This window comes from Agrobacterium sp. LEGMi-208b (assembly GCF_059511785.1).
The window spans coordinates 1-16,517 of record NZ_JCALIC010000003.1; the positions used below are offsets into that span (position 1 = coordinate 1).

Below are 16,517 nucleotides of genomic sequence, written 5' to 3' on the forward strand. Positions count from 1 at the left end.
CCTTTGAAGGGACCCGGTATTTTGGTCACTTCGGGATCACTGGTTCACAATGTAGCGGCGCGCTCAGGTGATTCTTCCGATGTTGATGTTCAACAGGAAGACGAAGACATGCCGAGAGCGATGGCATCGTGCCCGCAAGGTCAACCCTGCCACTGGTCTATTAATTGCGGGATGACCGCCGATTGCTTTTGTGTTCCCAGTGGTGGCCCATTTGGAAACGTTTGCTTGTTTTGAGTGCTGAATTGCAGGAGCGACCCGTGCAAGCTACCCGTCTTCTGCCGAAGGATCAGGCTCCTCCGCTAAGAGTAAGTGGCCCCGCAGCCACTCCAACAAGATTCGATCGATTGAGCTTCGTAGTTTTGTGGAATCTTGACTGCGGCGGATGCCTTCCTATCGTCCAGGAACTCGCTGAGATCGGTGCTGAACATAACGTGCCGTGTCACGGTGTCGCGGTAATGGTACGGGATACGAACGCTTGCGCTTTGGCTATCGAGCAAGGGCCGTCAAAAGCGATGCTTGCCTTGGAACAACCGGGCTCGCAGAGTTCGGCGTTATTCCGAGGGTTGATCACGAGGACGTGGCTGGAGGCGAGTGGACAAGCCGGCTTGCCTGCGGCTTTTGTGATCGACAACTCGAACTCAATTATCTGGATGGGAGACCCGAACGATCTAAAAGCGGATCTTCCATCCATCTTCGACGGAAGCTGGAATGTCGATGCCGCGCGGGAACGATGGGCGTCACGGGTCGCCATCAGCGATGTCCGCAAGCTCCAATTGGGCCGGGATGTGTTTGACAGACTTGCCTTCGGAGACTTTAACGAGGCGCTTGAAATCATCGGAATTATGGAACGTGAGTTGCCATCCGTCTCGGGTGAAACCGATTTTTGTATTTTCAAACTGACGGCATTGATCGGATTGGACCACGATACCGCAACAGAATTCTACGAGGATTGTTCGGCACAGCTTATCGGAAACGTCCAAGCTCAAGCCGGGTTGGCGAGTTGCATTTTCGCCCGGATGCCATCCAATAAAAAAGCCCTGTCCATTGCGATTTCGCGACTGAAGGCCACAGAGGCGACTTTGCAAAACAACACCGATGGCCGTCTCGAAACGGACTATCTTCGTATCACGCTCAGTTTGACGCTGGCAGACGCGCATAAACGGTATGATTCGAATGAAGCAGAGGATTACTTCGACCGGGCGTTGGTTATGTCGCAGACTGAAAAGGTCCCGGAGCGCGTTCGTTTGAGGATCGCCAATGAAATAGAGAGAATTCAGAATATCAATGTTTGACGTTCGGGCCATTATCCGCAAGAGCACAACGTTTTTGAGCGCGTAAATTGAACGCAAAAACTTATTATTCAAGCCGGTGGTTTTCCAATAGAGGTGGCTCGGTTTGTCTGGACAGTTTCGGGCGTTTCGCTAAGTGGATTTCGGCCTCGATTATGCCGCCACCATCATTGGTGTCAGCGCGTTGAAGTGGGCCTGAACCGGCGTCTGCCGGTCAAGCGATGAATGTGGGCGGCGGCTATTGTAAAAGGTCAGATAGCGGCCGATGCCAGCGGGAGCCTCGGATACTGTTTTATAGGCGTGGAGATAGACCTCTTCGTATTTGATCGACCGCCAAAGCCGCTCGACGAAGACGTTGTCGCGCCATGCGCCCTTGCCATCCATCGAGATGGCGATCTCCGCCTTCTTCAGCACGGCCGTGAAGTCGATGGAGGTGAACTGCGAGCCTTGGTCTGTGTTGAATATGTCAGGTTTGCCGTAACGGGCCAGCGCCTCCTCGACCGCTTCGATGCAGAAGGCTGCTTCCATCGTGATCGACAATCGCCAGGACAGAACCCTCCTCCACGACGGTTGGCGTGCACGTAAAACTGCTGGGACAATTCCACCAGCGTCTGTTCTCCCCGAATGGCGGCCAGTGCCACCTTCGCCTTGAAAGCCGGACTGTGGTTCCGGCGCGGTCGTCTCGTCATGGTATCTCCTGTTCCCGGCATCTAAGCCGAAGTCAGGCAGAACTTCCACTTATCCCCGTTGTGCAGATTTCCCGAGCCACCTCTGCTGTCCCTGGCGCACTTGGAGGCGGAATAGAAGGTGGAACTTACACCCATTTGCATACATCTTGCCGCACAAAAGAACTAGAAGTCGGAGCCAGCATCGAACGAATAGCCATTAAGATGCTTGCGTATGCATATTTCTCGGTTAGGCTGCAGATGTTTGCGGACCTTCGTTCGCTTTTGCCAACCTGAAATCTTCTGGGAGGAAGAATATGCAACTTGCCAATCTCGCAGCTGGCCTCATCAATGGAACCGTCAAAGTCATCGACCTGACCGCACCGCTAGGCCCTGACACCCCCGTTTTGTATCTGCCGCCCGAATTTGGAAAAAACACGCCGAAAGTGACGGTTCACCAGATTTCAGCTTATGACAATGACGGTCCTTTCTGGGCCTGGAACTGGCTGGAGCTTGGCGAGCATACTGGTACGCATTTCGACGCGCCTTGTCACTGGATCACGGGTCGAGACCATAGCTCCAATACGACCGACACGATCCAACCGCAGAATTTTGTTGCGCCGGTGAATGTTATTGACCGGTCCAAGGACGTGGTGGAGAACCCGGACTATCTTCTGACCATCGACAGCATCAAGGAATGGGAAGCGGAATATGGAGCGATCGAGGCGGGCAGTTGGGTCCTTTTGAGATCAGACTGGTATAAGAGGAACGGATCATCCGAGACTTTTCTGAACGCCGATGCAAAGGGGCCCCATTCGCCCGGCCCGACGGCGGAGGCCATCGAGTATCTACTTTCCAAGGGAATTATCGGATGGGGACAGGAAACGGTCGGAACGGACGCCGGGAGTGCCGGCACGATGAACCCGCCCTTTCCCGCACACAATCTCCTGCACAAAGCCAACAAATACGGCTTGGCAAGTCTCAGCCACCTGGATCAGCTTCCCGCGAAAGGGGCAATCCTCATTGCGGCACCGTTAAAAATCGTCGGAGGCACGGGATCACCCGTGCGTGCGCTCGCGTTGGTGGGCTAAGAGGAGAATCATTAGAGCGCGTCGTTGCGGAACTGACCGGAGCATGTGTGATGACGGACCGGCGCTTTCGACCCAGCGCCGGTTTTTGCTGGCTTCTAGCGTCTGCACAAGCTAAGCACCCTCAGTGTTCGGCATTGTAGAAAGACTTTCAAGAAGAAATTCGAGGCCGTGAACAAACGCCACTAGGATGAAGGTTACATGGAGCTAGGTTTTTCGGGTAGATTCTTAGTGAAGGCGGACGAGCAAGGCGCAAGCCTTCCAAGCCTCGGCGAAATTGGTTTGAGCAATTTCGCCCCATATATTCTTAATCGCGTCACGGCCCGGTGGAACGCAGATCTCGCCGACGAGCTCAAATTGCAGGATATGTCGACCGTGAAGATGAGAACGCTTGCCGTTCTTAACGTCTTTTCTTCTCTGACAATCAACGAGCTGTCGGTGTTTGCGGTCACGGAGCAATCGACCATGAGCCGGATATTGGACGCGCTCGAGGAGCAGGGTCTAATCCGGCGAAAGCCACGGCCCGATGATATGCGAGTACGCGATGTATCAATCACAGACGAGGGAAGGCTATGTTTTGAGGAGGTGTGGCCGACTCTCTACTCGAAATTTCAGCGAATGTTTCAGGGCGTCGAAGAAGAGGAATATCGAGCATTTATTGCAACCTTGCATAAGGTGTTGCGAAACGTACAAAAACACGACCTCTGATCGCCGTGATGCTTTGAGGCGAGCTATTTAATAATCTTGTTGATACCGACGGGGTTTATATCAGGAGTGGACCGGTCAACGTCCGTCTGGGGTGTTTGGTTTGAAATGGCTCACCGATGCGCAGACATGGTATCTTGTTGTTTCGCAACGCTGACGATCCATTTGTGAAACCTTTGCCCAAACGGCTTCTCCAATGCAGCCCGGTCCCACGCCAAGAAGTAGCTTTCCCCCAACTGCATACGGAGGTCAAAGGGGACGATCAAAGTACCGCTTGCCACCTCTTCCTGCACCATAGAAAGCTGCGCAAGGACAAAACCCCTGCCGTTCGCGGCGGCGTCGATTGCGCTGCTCGACAAGGTGAATGACAGACCTGAAAAGGTCTGCTGCCCGTCTGCCTTGATGAGACCTGCCCAGTCCTTCCATTGCGGCGAAGCCTTGTAGTCCGTCTCCCATTCCACATTGAGCAAAGGAAAGGTGAGAATATCCTGAGGACAGCCCAGGACCCGGTTCGCGATAAGGGCAGGCGCGCAAGCAGGTACGACCCAATCGGTAAAGAGATGCGCCACATGGTCATGCGCATGAGAACGTCTGCCGTAGGTAATGCGGAAATCGACTTCTCCCTCGCTGAGCTTTGGTTCTTGCTCTTGACCGACGATCCGCACATTCGAATCCGGACAGAGGGAATGCCAATCGAATATTTTTCGGCTGACCCATCTGCTCGCCACAGATGATAGGGCGCTGAGTACAATGCCGGTATCGTTCCTTGCTCGCGTAAGGACATTGGCAGCATGGGAAAGCTGCTGGAAACCCTTGCCGACCTCGCGGTAATACAACCGGCCCCAGGAGGACAGTTCCACACGTCTTCCACGACGCTCCAGAAGCGTCAAACCAAGACATTGCTCGAGATTGCGGACAAGTTGACTGACTGCGCCAGGCGACACGCCGAGATCTTCCGCGGCGGCGCTAACAGAGCCACACCGTCCGATAGCCTCGAAGGCCTGCAAACCACGTAATGATGGCTTAGACATGGCCACGCCCTCCTCCTCAGCGCTCCACTTTTTAGCTTTTCTAAAGTAGAACGCAGCAACAGGCAACTTGTTAGCGCGAGAAAAACCGCGAACATTCAATTAACAAACCGCAAGGGAGGTCGAGATGTTTCTCAAGAATGCCTGGTACGTCGCAGCGTGGGATCACGAGGTCGATCGCGAATTGAAGCCCGTCACGATTCTCGGCGAAAATATTGTTCTGTATCGGCGGCAGGACGGCAAGGCCGCGGCTCTGGAGGACGCCTGTCCCCACCGGAAGCTGCCGCTCTCCATGGGCCGCATCAAGGGCGACGACGTGGAATGCGGCTATCACGGCTTGACCTTTGACTGTTCCGGTACCTGCACCCGCGTGCCAGGCGCCGAGCGCATTCCCCATGTCGCCAAGGTACGCTCCTTTCCAGTCCACGAGCGCTACGGCCTCTTGTGGATTTGGATGGGCGCGGCCGAGAAGGCGGACCCGAAGGATATCTTCGAGGTCGAGCATTTCGAAGATCCCGCCTGGGGCATCAATCGCGGCGAGTCAATGACTCTCAACTGCAATTACCTCTACATGACGGATAACCTGCTTGATCCGTCGCATGTCGCTTGGGTCCACCAATCGTCCTTTGCAAGCTCCGCTTGCGAGGAAACACCGTTGGAGACGACCGTCAAGGAGGACGGCGTCACGGTCTGGCGTTGGATGATCGACTCCGAGCCGGCGCCCTTTTATGCACCTTTCCTTCAGTTCGAAGGCAATACCGATCGCAAGCAGCACTACGAGGTCCGTTATCCAAGCAACGCGATCATCAAGGCGATCTTCGCGCCGGCGCATACAGGCGGCGAAGGCGAGGCGTTGCCGGAAAACACTTTCCTGATGGACAGCTACAACTTCATGACCCCGGTCGATGAGAACCGCACAAAGTACTACTGGTTCCAGATGCGCAATTTCGCGCCCGACGATGCCGAGGTCTCGGCCCGTTTCGCCAAGTCCGTGCGCGGTGCCTTCGAGGAGGACCGGGTGGTGCTGGAGGCCGTCCATCACGGCATGGCCAACATGCAGACGCCGAACCTTGACCTCAAGATCGATGTTGGCCCGATGCGCTTCAGGCGAAAGCTAGCGCAGATGATCGCTGCCGAGGCGCAGGCAGAGCCCGTCAGCCAGGCTGCTGAATGAGGAACGATCGGATGCAAGATGTCGCGGCCTCGCGCTTCCGCCGCTTCGAGGTCACCTCGAAGGTTCGTGAAAGCGCCACCATAACATCTTTCCAACTTGCGCCGGTCAACCCAAAGGACTGGCGCCCGTTTGAAGCTGGCCAGTTCCTTACGATCCGGGTTCCTGACGGGAAAGGCGGACACGCCTTGCGCAATTACACAGTTTCCTCGTCGCCGCGCGAAGAGGGCACGTATCGGATTACTGTGAAGCGCGAGGCCGCACCGCAGGATGGTCTTCCCCCGGGATTGAGTTCTTGCTGGCTGCATGACGAAATTGAAACCGGCACTGTCGTCGAAATCGATCTGCCACGCGGCGCTTTCAAGCTGGACGCGACGAGCAGTCGGCCCGTCGTGCTGCTTTCTGGCGGCGTCGGGTTAACGCCGATGGTCTCGATGTTGAACGTGCTGGCAAGCGAAAGCGATCGCCCGGTCTGGTTCCTACACGCCTGCGACAGCGCGCTTGTTCACGCGTTGCGCGAGGAAGTCGACCATCTTGCAACGCTCCGACCGGGCATCGCAGTGCACTACTGCTATCGTTTTGCGGAAAACGATGAGCTTCATTCGACGCGATGTCATTCGACAGGCTTCATTAATCGCGAGACACTCCAGAGGCTTTTGCCGCTGGATGACTACGACGTCTACATGTGCGGCCCGCCGCCATTCATGCAGGCTCTCTTCGGCATCCTCACAGGGCTCGGGATACGCAAAGAGCGTATCGCGTATGAGTTCTTCGGGCCCGCCAGTCTATTGTCGGAGACGGGCCCGGCAACCCTGGAGCCAAGGATAACGACTGTCCCGGACCCTGCCTCTGACGCAGACGGCGTCCGCATCGTCCTTCAGAAATCGGGGCGTGATCTGGCTTGGGACGGTGAGAGCGACTCTCTTCTTTCGTTCCTGGAAGCGCATGGGATCGAACCCGAATTCTCTTGCCGTGCAGGAGTTTGTGGAACCTGCGAACAAGGACTGATTTCGGGAGAGGTCAGCTATTTTGAGGAACCACTCGACGAAATTGCAAGTGACCGGGTGTTACTCTGCTGTACCCGTCCGAAATCCTCGATCGTTCTTGATCTTTGACTACCCGGCGGGAAGCCTGCGTTGGACTACGACCTGTCATCACCGAAGGAAGAACCTATGACAGATGCGATTGATCACGAGATAACACTCAATCCCCATGTCGCGGCCCTCCCGCCCTATAATGCCGGTATGAACATCGAGGCCGCTCGAAAACATTGTGGCCGTCAGGACGTTGCTGCTTTAGCCAGTAACGAGAACCCCGATGGCTGTTCGCCGCTTGCGGCAACAGCGCTGGCGCGCCTTGATCCGTCGCGGTATTCCGACCCGGCCTGTACGGAATTACGCGCAGCCCTTAGCCAAAAACTCGGCGTTCCCTCCGACCGGATCGTGGTCGGCAATGGCTCAGAAGAAATGATCGCGGCCGTGTGCCGCGCCGTGGTCACGCCCGACGCTCTCGTGGTCACGCTCTGTCCCGGCTTCGGCCTGCATGAGATCGAAGCGCTCGCCACCGGCGCACGGGTGGAAAAGGTGGCGATGCGGCGGGATCTCGATTTCGATGTGCCGGCGATCATCGCTATGCTCGGGCAAGCGCCTGCGATCTTCTTTCTCTCCTCTCCCTCCAACCCTGTTGGACCGGCGCTCGACCGCGAAAGCCTGGGGCGGATCCTGGCTGCAGTCGCACCTCAGACCCTCCTGGTGCTCGACGAAGCGTATTTCGAGTTTACCGACGTGGACATGCCTGACGGGTTAGCAACCCTTCGAGCGACAAACCTCTCCTGGGTTTTGCTGCGCACGTTTTCCAAGGCGTACGGTCTTGCAGGGCTGCGGGTGGGCTATGCAGTCACCTCTGATACGCGCGTTGCACGCGCCCTAGGCGCTGCCAAGACCCCTTTCAACGTCAACGCCGCCGCGCAGGCCGCTGCACTGGCTGCCTTAGAGGATGAGGCGTGGATGCGCGCGTCGGTCACTGGATTGAAGCGCGAGCGGATTCGCGTAGCCGACGCTGTCACGGCGTTGGGGTTTACCGTTGCCAAGTCGCAGACCAATTTCCTTTTCATCGACATCGGCCGTGACAGCCAGCTCGCGCAGAATCACTTTTTATCGCAGGGCATCATCATCAAGCCTTGGAAGGAAAAGGGATTCGAGACCTTCATCCGCGTGACGATCGGCAATCCGTCCGAGAACGTCCGCTTCCTCGACGCGCTCCGTCTCTTGCTCTCTGGGTGACGGGGCGCTGCAACTCAACAAAACAAAAAAGGATCAAGAACGATCCGTGGGAACAAAAAAATGAGCGCGAAGCGCAATTTCTTACAAAACAAACCGGGAGGCCAACCAAATGACTTTTTCAGCGCCATCGGGCCTCTTCGCCGGGGACTATTCGGCCTTGCGGTCCCGGTTTTTGACCGTGGCAAGCTCCGCTGGGGCCAGCCTCGTCGAATATCTGCACCCGCTGCACGGCCCTAATGGCGAACGGCTTGCCACCGATGTCGCCTATCTCGGGCGCAACGGTGCCCGCAAGCTCATGGTGCTGATTTCCGGCACCCATGGGGTCGAAGGGCCATTCGGCTCGGCCTGCCAGACTGCCTGGCTATCTAAGAATACTCCCTGGCAGCTTCCCGACGATACCGCCGTCCTTGCGATCCACCTCATCAACCCCTGGGGCACAGCGTGGTCGCGCCGGGTGAATGAAGACAATGTCGATCTCAACCGAAACTTCATCAACTGGCAGGAGACGCCGCCGAAAAACGATCGGTATGGTACGCTGCACGGCGCATTCGTCTGTCCCGTGCTGGAGGGGCCGGCGCACGATGCGGCGATGCAGGCCTATGAGGAGGCGAAGCGGCGATCCGGCGGGTATGCCGGCGTCGCTCCGATCATCGAAGCCGGTCAGTACGAATTTTCGGATGGATTGTTCTTTGGCGGCGATGGGCCTGTCTGGTCCAACCGCACCCTTATCGACATCCTCACGACCTTCGCGCAGCAGGCATCCGAGGTCATCGTTTTCGACCTGCACACGGGTGCCGGTCCCTACGGCTATCCAGCGCTGCTGTCCGTCGCCGAAACCGCTCATGCCGGCTTGGATTGGGGGCGCAGCATCTTCGGTCCTGCTCTTTCCATCGTCGTAACCGGGGCGAACGCGGCCACCGATACCGGCATTGCCGCGACCGCAACCGGCTACGTTTCGGAGGCCGTACGAGCCGCGCTGCCGAAGGCCCGCGTCCTGCCGCTGGTGGTCGAATGCGGCACGCTGGACGGTGCCACCGTGTCAGAAGCGGTACAGGCAGATAACTGGCTTCACCTGTTCGGCAAGGTCGACACGCCTCTCGGCCGCAGGATCAAGGAAACCCTGCGCGCCGCCTTCATCCCCGAGGATGCAGACTGGCAGCGGATCTGCCTCAAGACATCGCTGCGCCATTTCGACCGCGCCTTTGTCGATCTCAAGGCAATCGGCGGCGCCCTGCCGGAAAAAACAGTTCCGCCCGCGGCAGCCGTGACCATCGTCGCCAATTCGGAGGTCAACGGCCCGAAGGCTGCCGAGAAGCTGGCAATTGAGGTGCACGGTATTCACAAGCGCTTCGGCATTCTGCCCGTGCTGAACGGTGTCAGCGTCTCAGCCCAGCCGGGCGAGGTCGTGTCGATGATAGGCTCTTCCGGCTCGGGGAAAAGCACCTTCTTGCGGTGCATCAACTTGCTCGAACAGCCAAACGACGGGCGCATCGTCATCGATGGCGAGCAAATCCACATGAAGAGGTCGCCGGACGGCAGTGCCGTTCCCGCCGACATGCGGCAGGTCGAGCGCATCCGCTCGCGGGTCGGCATGGTGTTTCAAAGCTTCAATCTGTGGCCGCACATGACGGTACTCGAAAATATCGTTGAGGCGCCGCTGCATGTGTTGAAGGAGGAACGGCGGGCAGCCGTTGACCACGCCCATGCGTTGCTGAAAAAGGTGGGTCTCTCCGATAAGCACGCCCAATATCCCGGCCAGCTATCCGGCGGCCAGCAGCAGCGCGCGGCGATCGCCCGCACGCTTGCGATGCGCCCGAAACTCATCCTGCTCGACGAACCGACTTCCGCGCTCGATCCCGAGCTGGTCGGCGAAGTGCTGCGGGTAATCCGGCAACTGGCCGAGGAAGGAAACACGATGATCCTCGTGACGCACGAAATGCAATTCGCGCGCGAGGTCTCGCACAAGATCCTCTTCCTCCACCAAGGAAAGGTGGAGGAAGAGGGTGCGCCGGCGGACGTCTTCACCAATCCACGCTCGGTGCGGATGCGCCAATTCCTGGCTCGTACGCTCTGACGCCCGTCCGCGCTGCACGTTACTGCCAACGTTCAACAGGGGAACCAAACATGAAGCTCAAAACGTTGCTGCTCACCGCCTTTTTTGTCGCCGATGTAACGGCAGCCCAGGCCGCTGAGGGTCAGCTATCTATTGGAACGGAGGGTGCTTACCCGCCGTGGAGCATGGCCGACGCAGCCGGCAAGGTCACCGGCTTCGACGCAGATGTCGGCAATCTGCTTTGCGCCAAGCTGCAGGTGAAGTGCCAGTTCGTAGTGCAGGCTTTTGACGGGCTTATTCCCGCGCTGAAAGCCAAACGTTTCGATGTCATCATCTCGGGTATGTCGATCACCGAAGACCGCAAGAAGGAGATCAACTTCTCGGTCGGGTATGCCGAGCTTGCCAATGTATTCGTGGCGCCTAAGAACTCCGATCTCGTGGGCATTAAGAACCTCGATAGTCTCGTCAAGGCGCTCGATGGCAAGAAGGTCGGCGTCCAGGCCGGCACCACCCATGCGCACTATCTTGAAAAGAAAGTGCCGGGCGTTGACCTGAAGACCTACGATACGCTCGACCAGATGCAGATTGACCTGGCCAGCGGTCGCATCGATGCAGCCTTTTCCGATCAGTCTGCACTACACGATTTTCTTGCCAAACCTGAAGCCAAAGATTTTCAGCTTCTCGACGTCAAGATCGCCAGTTCGTCTGACCCGACGCTGGGGGAAGGTATCGGCGTCGGCATTGCAAAGGACAATCCTGAGCTGAAGGCCCGCATCGATACGGCGCTCTGCGAACTCGTCGCCGATGGCTCCATTGGCAAGGCGAGCCAGACCTGGTTCAAGGCGGACATTTCCCGCCCCTGCCAGCATTGACCACAGGGTGTTCCCCGTCGTCGTTTCGGGGAACACCACATCCGAAAAACTGGTGGGCGAAAAGATGGAACTGGGCATTTGGCAGGTGTGGGAGGGTGGGTGGATCGCGGCGATCTTACGCGGAGCGTTCGTCACAGTCGCCCTTGGCATAACGAGCATGGTATTCGGGATCGTGATCGGCGTTGCCTGCGGCCTTATCAAATGGGCACGGCTTTTCCCGCTGACGCTGATCGTCGATTTCTACACTTCAATCGTTCGCGGCGTGCCGGAACTCCTGATCATCTACCTCCTGTTCTTTTCTTCCGTTCAATTTGTGGCGAACGTCGCAGCGGCTTTCGGCTATGCGGGGTTGGCTGGCAATGGCTATGCGTTCGTTGTCGCAGTAATTGCCATCGCCTCAATATCGGGTGCCTATTCGACCGAGGTCGTACGCGGCGCCCTCGCGGCCATCCCTCGTGGCCACATCGAAGCGGCACGTGCGCTGGCCATTCCTGAACGCCGCATCTTCCGTCGCATAATCGCGCCGCAGATGCTGCGGATCGCAGTGCCTGGCATGAACAATGTTTGGCAAACGACGATCAAGGACACCGCGCTCGTCTCGGTGGTGGGCCTACAGGAACTGATGCGCGCTGCCTTCGTCGGGGCCGGGTCTACCCGCCATCCCTTTATCTTCTACATCATCGCCGCTGCCGTATATCTGGCGATTACGCTGATCAGCCAAGGCGGTTTTGACCGAATTGAGCGCCTGTTGCGCCCCCGTGAGAGGTAATAGACCATGAATCTCGACCTGGTTTACCTCGCCGTGCCGACACTCGCGAAGGGATTCTGGCTCACAGCGGTCCTCACTATCGTCTCAGTTGCGATCGGCTTCAATCTTGGGCTCGCGCTAGCGGTGATGCGTCTTTCGAAGCGTCGGTTCGTCGCAGGGTTTGCCAAGGGCTACAGCACGGTTTTTCGAGGTACGCCCCTCCTGGTCCAACTTTTCCTCTTCTACTATGGCCTCGGGCAGCTTTCCTTCGTGCGCTCCAATCCATTGCTGTGGTGGGTGGTCGGCGATGGCGTGCATTGCGCGGTTTTCGCGCTTGCACTTAACACAGCGGCCTATACGTCCGAGATCTTGCGAGGCGGATTTATGTCAATTCCCGGCGGTCTCGTCGAAGCCGCTCAAGCGTGCGGCATGTCGCGGATGCTCTGTTTCCGCCGTATCATGTTTCCGCTTGCCATCAGACAGGCGCTCCCAGCTTACGGCAATGAACTCGTTCTCGTTGTCAAGGGAACGAGCCTCGCATCCACGATAACCGTTCTGGAGATCACCGGTCATGCAAAACGATTGATGAGCCAAACCTATGCAATTCTGGAAGTCTTCACCATCGCCGGCATGCTCTATCTGGCGATCAATCTGGTGCTGATTATGCTCATCCGGATGCTTGAGGCTCACCTTACCCGTTACCTGCCGCGATAGGCGGCATTTTAAAGCTGCGAGAGTTTATCAGAAGGAAGTAATCTATGGATGTACGTGCCGCTGTTGCCATTCAGGCAGGAAAACCGCTTGAGGTCATGACCGTCCAGCTGGAAGGTCCGCGCGCCGGCGAAGTGCTTGTTGAGGTCAAGGCGACCGGCATCTGCCACACCGACGATTTCACCCTGTCTGGCGCTGACCCGGAAGGCCTCTTCCCGGCAATCCTCGGCCATGAGGGCGCCGGTATCGTCGTTGATGTCGGCCCCGGCGTCACTTCGGTCAAGAAGGGTGACCATGTCATTCCGCTCTACACGCCGGAATGCCGCGAGTGTTATTCCTGCACCTCGCGCAAGACCAATCTGTGCACCTCCATCCGCGCCACCCAGGGTCAGGGCGTGATGCCTGACGGCACCTCGCGCTTCTCGATCGGCAAGGACAAGATCCACCACTACATGGGCTGCTCGACCTTCTCGAACTACACCGTCCTGCCGGAAATCGCGCTCGCCAAGATCAATCCCGACGCGCCCTTCGACAAGGTCTGCTACATCGGTTGCGGCGTCACCACCGGCATCGGCGCGGTCATCAACACCGCCAAGGTGGAGATCGGCGCGACCGCCATCGTCTTCGGTCTCGGCGGCATCGGTCTGAACGTGCTGCAGGGCCTGCGCCTTGCCGGTGCGGACATGATCATCGGCGTCGATATCAACAATGATCGCAAGGCCTGGGGCGAGAAGTTCGGCATGACCCACTTCGTCAACCCGAAGGATGTCGGCGACGACATCGTGCCCTATCTCGTCAACATGACGAAGCGCAATGGTGACCTGATCGGCGGTGCGGATTACACCTTCGACTGCACCGGCAACACGAAGGTCATGCGTCAGGCGCTGGAAGCCTCACATCGCGGCTGGGGCAAGTCGATCATCATCGGCGTTGCAGGCGCGGGCCAGGAAATCTCCACGCGTCCATTCCAGCTCGTCACCGGCCGCAACTGGATGGGCACCGCCTTCGGCGGCGCGCGCGGCCGCACCGATGTGCCGAAGATCGTCGACTGGTACATGGAAGGCAAGATCCAGATCGATCCGATGATCACTCACGTGATGCCGCTCGAAGACATCAACAAGGGCTTCGACCTTATGCACAAAGGCGAGAGTATTCGTGGCGTTGTTCTCTATTGAGACGGATTGAGATCCGACAAACGAGGTGTCACGGGGTGACTATGATCGCCGGCGCAATAACGCACCGGCAATGGAGGAGGAGAAAAGAATGTCGACTATACACATACATCCCCTTATCGATGCAGGATTTCACGCATCCGATGCTGCCTTTGCCGGCGGCACGCTTATTTGCAATTGCGAGAGCAATCCCGTGAAGGTGCGCGTCAAGGGCGACATCTCTCACAATCACGCCTGCGGCTGCACCAAGTGCTGGAAGCCGGAAGGCGCGGCCTTCTCCATCGTTGCGGTCGCAGCGACAGACAGCGTCGAGGTGCTGGAAAACGCCGACAAACTCGCCGTTATCGATCCGGCCGCACTTATCCAGCGGCATGCCTGCAAGGAATGCGGCGTCCATCTCTACGGTCCCGTCGAACGTGAACATCCGTTCAAAGGTTTGTCTTTCGTACATCCGGAACGTTTCCACGAAACGGGTTGGGCAAAGCCAGGCTTTGCGGCCTTCGTATCTTCGATCATCGAAGGTGGCTACGAACCCGCAAAGATGGACGGCGTGCGCGTTCGCCTGAGAGACCTCGATCTCGAACCCTATGACTGCCTGAGCCCGGGCCTCATGGATTACATCGCAACCTGGACGGCCAAAAAGAATGGCGCGTTTGCAGGAAGCGCCTCCTGAGAGCCAAGCCGCAGCAGTTAATCCTTCGCAGTCCACTTCTGGAAACGTCGAATGTCTAGCCTGCCCTCTGAATTCAATTCGCAACTCTTCGAGATCGTTGGCGAGGGAAATCTCATTGACGGCGATGCCGCCTCCACCATCGATTACGGAGTGACGCTTGAAAACCCTGGGGCAGGCGTTGTCGTGCTTCCTGGAACAACGGAGGAAGTCGCAGCCATCGTGCGGTGCTGCGCCGTTCATAAGGTGCCGCTTGTTACGCATGGTGGACGGACGGGGCTCGTGGGCGGAGCAATATCCCAACCAGGCGAACTTATCATATCGACCGCTCGACTCAATCGTATCCTGCTCGTTTCTCCGATCGAGCATGTTGCGGTCGTCGAAGCCGGCGTAACTTTGCAGGCGCTGCAAGCGGCCGCGAATGAATATCGCCTCGAGCCCGGAATCGACCTGCCGTCCCGCGGCTCTGCAACGATCGGTGGGCATGGCGTCAACGAATGCAGGTGGCATCACCGCTTTTCGGCACGGCGTAATGAGACACCGTATTCTCGGACTGGAAGCAGTCCTTCCCGACGGCTCAGTCTATTCCGACCTCTCAAGGGTACTGAAGAATGCGGCGGGTTACGATCTCAAACATCTTTTCATTGGCGGCGAAGGCACGCTCGGCATCATCACCCGGGTCGCGATTAGGCTTGAGCCTAAGCCGCAAGCCACCGCCACGATCCTCTTCGGCCTGCCATCAGTCAATTCCGCTCTGGAGATCGTGCAGCTCGGACGTACCGTCAGATATGGACAGCTTCGCGCGGCCGAGGCGGTCTGGAGCAGTTTTTTCACGCTGACATCCGAGCATCATCACTGGTCAACAACGGACTATCGATGCGACCATCCGATCCATCTCCTTCTCTCGCTTGGCGGAGCCGAATATGCGACCCTTCAGGCAGAACTCGAAGATATTTATGAAGAGACTATCACTACCTTTCCTAATGCCTCGGCTGTGCTCGCATCAACGGGAGCGCAGGAAAGGAATATATGGAGGTTGCGGGAAGACACCGATCTCATCTATCGCAAATATCCCGGCGCGCCATCCTTTGATATATCCGTTCCGTTATCGGAAGTCAGTACTTATCTCGATCGTTGTCTCGCAGAACTGAAAGACATCGATGCAACGCTCGATCCCTATGTCTTTGGGCACCTGGCGGACGGAAATCTCCACATCGTACTCAATGCTGCCGCTAGAAACATTGCGGCCGCGAAGATGCCTGTAATCGAGGATGTCGTGTATCGGAACCTTCGTTCTCTGGGGGGCTCATTTTCCGCTGAGCACGGCATCGGAACAAAAAGGGTAGGACCTCTGCTCGGTTTGACAGATCCCGCGAAGCACGCTCTGATGCAAAAAGTTAAAGACGTGCTCGATCCGACTGCACTATTCAATCCTGGGAAGATTCTTGCCTAGAGGAGCCGTGCGAGCTAAGTTCGCGCTGATGTAGGAAGTATTTTGGAGCCGGAGCCTCTACGTTTCCTCCATTGCCGGTGGGAACTAACACACTCAAACACGCCTCTTTCTTAGGACGCCGCGTTGCACTTCGAAGTCGAGATAGAGAAAATGATCGAACTCGTTTGTACATTTCTCGACTAGGCTTCATCTTTCCTGAGACCAAATTTCGGATACAGCGCAAGTGCCGCTTGGAACGCATTTACACCGCCGGTTTCCAGACCAAGGAGACGCATTCCTCACCCTCGTGCTGAAGCGACGACCGTTTTCAAAATAACTTTGCCGGTGCCCCGACCTGCAAAATCGGCTTTGTTCGCATTCATTTATCTCGCCAGTGTCATCTGGGAGAACTTTTAATGCTCCAACGCCGGCGATATTAGAGTCTTCCGATCCACTCCAGATCGTTGGCTTTGGATGGTGTGGATCTGAAAAATCGAGAAATGTAGCGTGGAGCGCGCGCTTTCATTCATACCTGGGAGATGACAAGCGATTACTTGGTGTGAATGCTCGTTCGACTTGTCGTCACCCATAATTTCAAACCTAGTCACTCGACGGGACGGGACACGATTTC

15 protein-coding genes and 1 pseudogene are annotated in these 16,517 nt (G+C 57.2%); 14 read left to right on the plus strand and 2 right to left on the minus strand.

The genetic code is table 11. The features are described 5' to 3' along the window. Positions 1 to 344: 344 nt before the first annotated feature. Positions 345 to 1,292 (plus strand): hypothetical protein, encoded by a 948-nt coding sequence (locus AC5YUO_RS25375; RefSeq protein ID WP_496156568.1) that lies wholly within the window; start codon positions 345 to 347, stop codon positions 1,290 to 1,292. 150 nt (positions 1,293 to 1,442) lie between these two features. Here AC5YUO_RS25375 and AC5YUO_RS25380 read toward each other — a convergent pair. Beyond that, positions 1,443 to 1,850, minus strand: a pseudogene (locus tag AC5YUO_RS25380) (transposase); the annotation flags it as partial. A 421-nt stretch (positions 1,851 to 2,271) separates the two neighbouring features. Between AC5YUO_RS25380 and AC5YUO_RS25385 the strand changes: the two are divergent. Continuing rightward, positions 2,272 to 3,045 (plus strand): cyclase family protein, encoded by a 774-nt coding sequence (locus tag AC5YUO_RS25385; protein ID WP_496156569.1) that lies wholly within the window; start codon positions 2,272 to 2,274, stop codon positions 3,043 to 3,045. Positions 3,046 to 3,243: 198 nt separating this feature from the next. Beyond that, the gene (locus AC5YUO_RS25390) at positions 3,244 to 3,750 is read left to right on the plus strand and encodes a MarR family winged helix-turn-helix transcriptional regulator (protein WP_496156570.1); all 507 of its coding nucleotides are present in this window, start codon (positions 3,244 to 3,246) and stop codon (positions 3,748 to 3,750) included. A 110-nt stretch (positions 3,751 to 3,860) separates the two neighbouring features. Here the strand turns inward: AC5YUO_RS25390 and AC5YUO_RS25395 are convergent, their stop codons facing one another. Next, positions 3,861 to 4,778, minus strand: coding sequence for a LysR substrate-binding domain-containing protein (locus AC5YUO_RS25395; protein WP_496156853.1), 918 nt, complete (start codon positions 4,776 to 4,778; stop codon positions 3,861 to 3,863). Positions 4,779 to 4,902: 124 nt separating this feature from the next. On the opposite strand from AC5YUO_RS25395, the gene AC5YUO_RS25400 reads away from it, so the two are divergent. The 11 genes from AC5YUO_RS25400 to AC5YUO_RS25450 all read left to right on the plus strand — a co-directional run bounded on the left by AC5YUO_RS25400 (position 4,903) and on the right by AC5YUO_RS25450 (position 15,907). Continuing rightward, positions 4,903 to 5,949, plus strand: a complete 1,047-nt coding sequence (locus tag AC5YUO_RS25400; RefSeq protein WP_496156571.1) for an aromatic ring-hydroxylating dioxygenase subunit alpha — start codon at positions 4,903 to 4,905, stop codon at positions 5,947 to 5,949. A gap of 11 nt (positions 5,950 to 5,960) precedes the next feature. Beyond that, a complete protein-coding gene (locus AC5YUO_RS25405; RefSeq protein WP_496156572.1) occupies positions 5,961 to 7,061 on the plus strand; it encodes a 2Fe-2S iron-sulfur cluster-binding protein in 1,101 nt (366 codons plus the stop codon). A 57-nt stretch (positions 7,062 to 7,118) separates the two neighbouring features. After that, positions 7,119 to 8,228: an aminotransferase class I/II-fold pyridoxal phosphate-dependent enzyme gene (locus AC5YUO_RS25410; RefSeq protein WP_496156573.1), complete on the plus strand. Its 1,110-nt coding sequence runs from the start codon at positions 7,119 to 7,121 to the stop codon at positions 8,226 to 8,228. Positions 8,229 to 8,337: 109 nt separating this feature from the next. Next, the gene (locus AC5YUO_RS25415) at positions 8,338 to 10,302 is read left to right on the plus strand and encodes a DUF2817 domain-containing protein (RefSeq protein ID WP_496156574.1); all 1,965 of its coding nucleotides are present in this window, start codon (positions 8,338 to 8,340) and stop codon (positions 10,300 to 10,302) included. Positions 10,303 to 10,352: 50 nt separating this feature from the next. Then, a complete protein-coding gene (locus AC5YUO_RS25420; RefSeq protein ID WP_496156575.1) occupies positions 10,353 to 11,153 on the plus strand; it encodes a transporter substrate-binding domain-containing protein in 801 nt (266 codons plus the stop codon). Positions 11,154 to 11,217: 64 nt separating this feature from the next. Then, positions 11,218 to 11,922 (plus strand): ABC transporter permease, encoded by a 705-nt coding sequence (locus AC5YUO_RS25425; RefSeq protein ID WP_496156854.1) that lies wholly within the window; start codon positions 11,218 to 11,220, stop codon positions 11,920 to 11,922. A 6-nt stretch (positions 11,923 to 11,928) separates the two neighbouring features. Continuing rightward, positions 11,929 to 12,615 carry an ABC transporter permease gene (locus AC5YUO_RS25430; protein ID WP_496156576.1) on the plus strand — a complete coding sequence of 229 codons (687 nt, stop codon included), beginning with the start codon at positions 11,929 to 11,931 and terminating at the stop codon, positions 12,613 to 12,615. Between the two features lie 44 nt (positions 12,616 to 12,659). After that, positions 12,660 to 13,787: an S-(hydroxymethyl)glutathione dehydrogenase/class III alcohol dehydrogenase gene (locus tag AC5YUO_RS25435; protein WP_496156577.1), complete on the plus strand. Its 1,128-nt coding sequence runs from the start codon at positions 12,660 to 12,662 to the stop codon at positions 13,785 to 13,787. Positions 13,788 to 13,875: 88 nt separating this feature from the next. Further along, positions 13,876 to 14,457 (plus strand): S-(hydroxymethyl)glutathione synthase, encoded by a 582-nt coding sequence (gene gfa, locus AC5YUO_RS25440; protein ID WP_496156578.1) that lies wholly within the window; start codon positions 13,876 to 13,878, stop codon positions 14,455 to 14,457. Positions 14,458 to 14,508: 51 nt separating this feature from the next. Continuing rightward, complete coding sequence (locus AC5YUO_RS25445; RefSeq protein ID WP_496156579.1) at positions 14,509 to 15,144, plus strand: FAD-binding oxidoreductase; 636 nt, start codon at positions 14,509 to 14,511, stop codon at positions 15,142 to 15,144. Between the two features lie 70 nt (positions 15,145 to 15,214). Next, entirely contained in the window at positions 15,215 to 15,907 is a 693-nt protein-coding gene (locus AC5YUO_RS25450; RefSeq protein WP_496156855.1) for an FAD-binding oxidoreductase, read from the plus strand. The last annotated feature ends 610 nt before the right edge of the window (positions 15,908 to 16,517 follow it).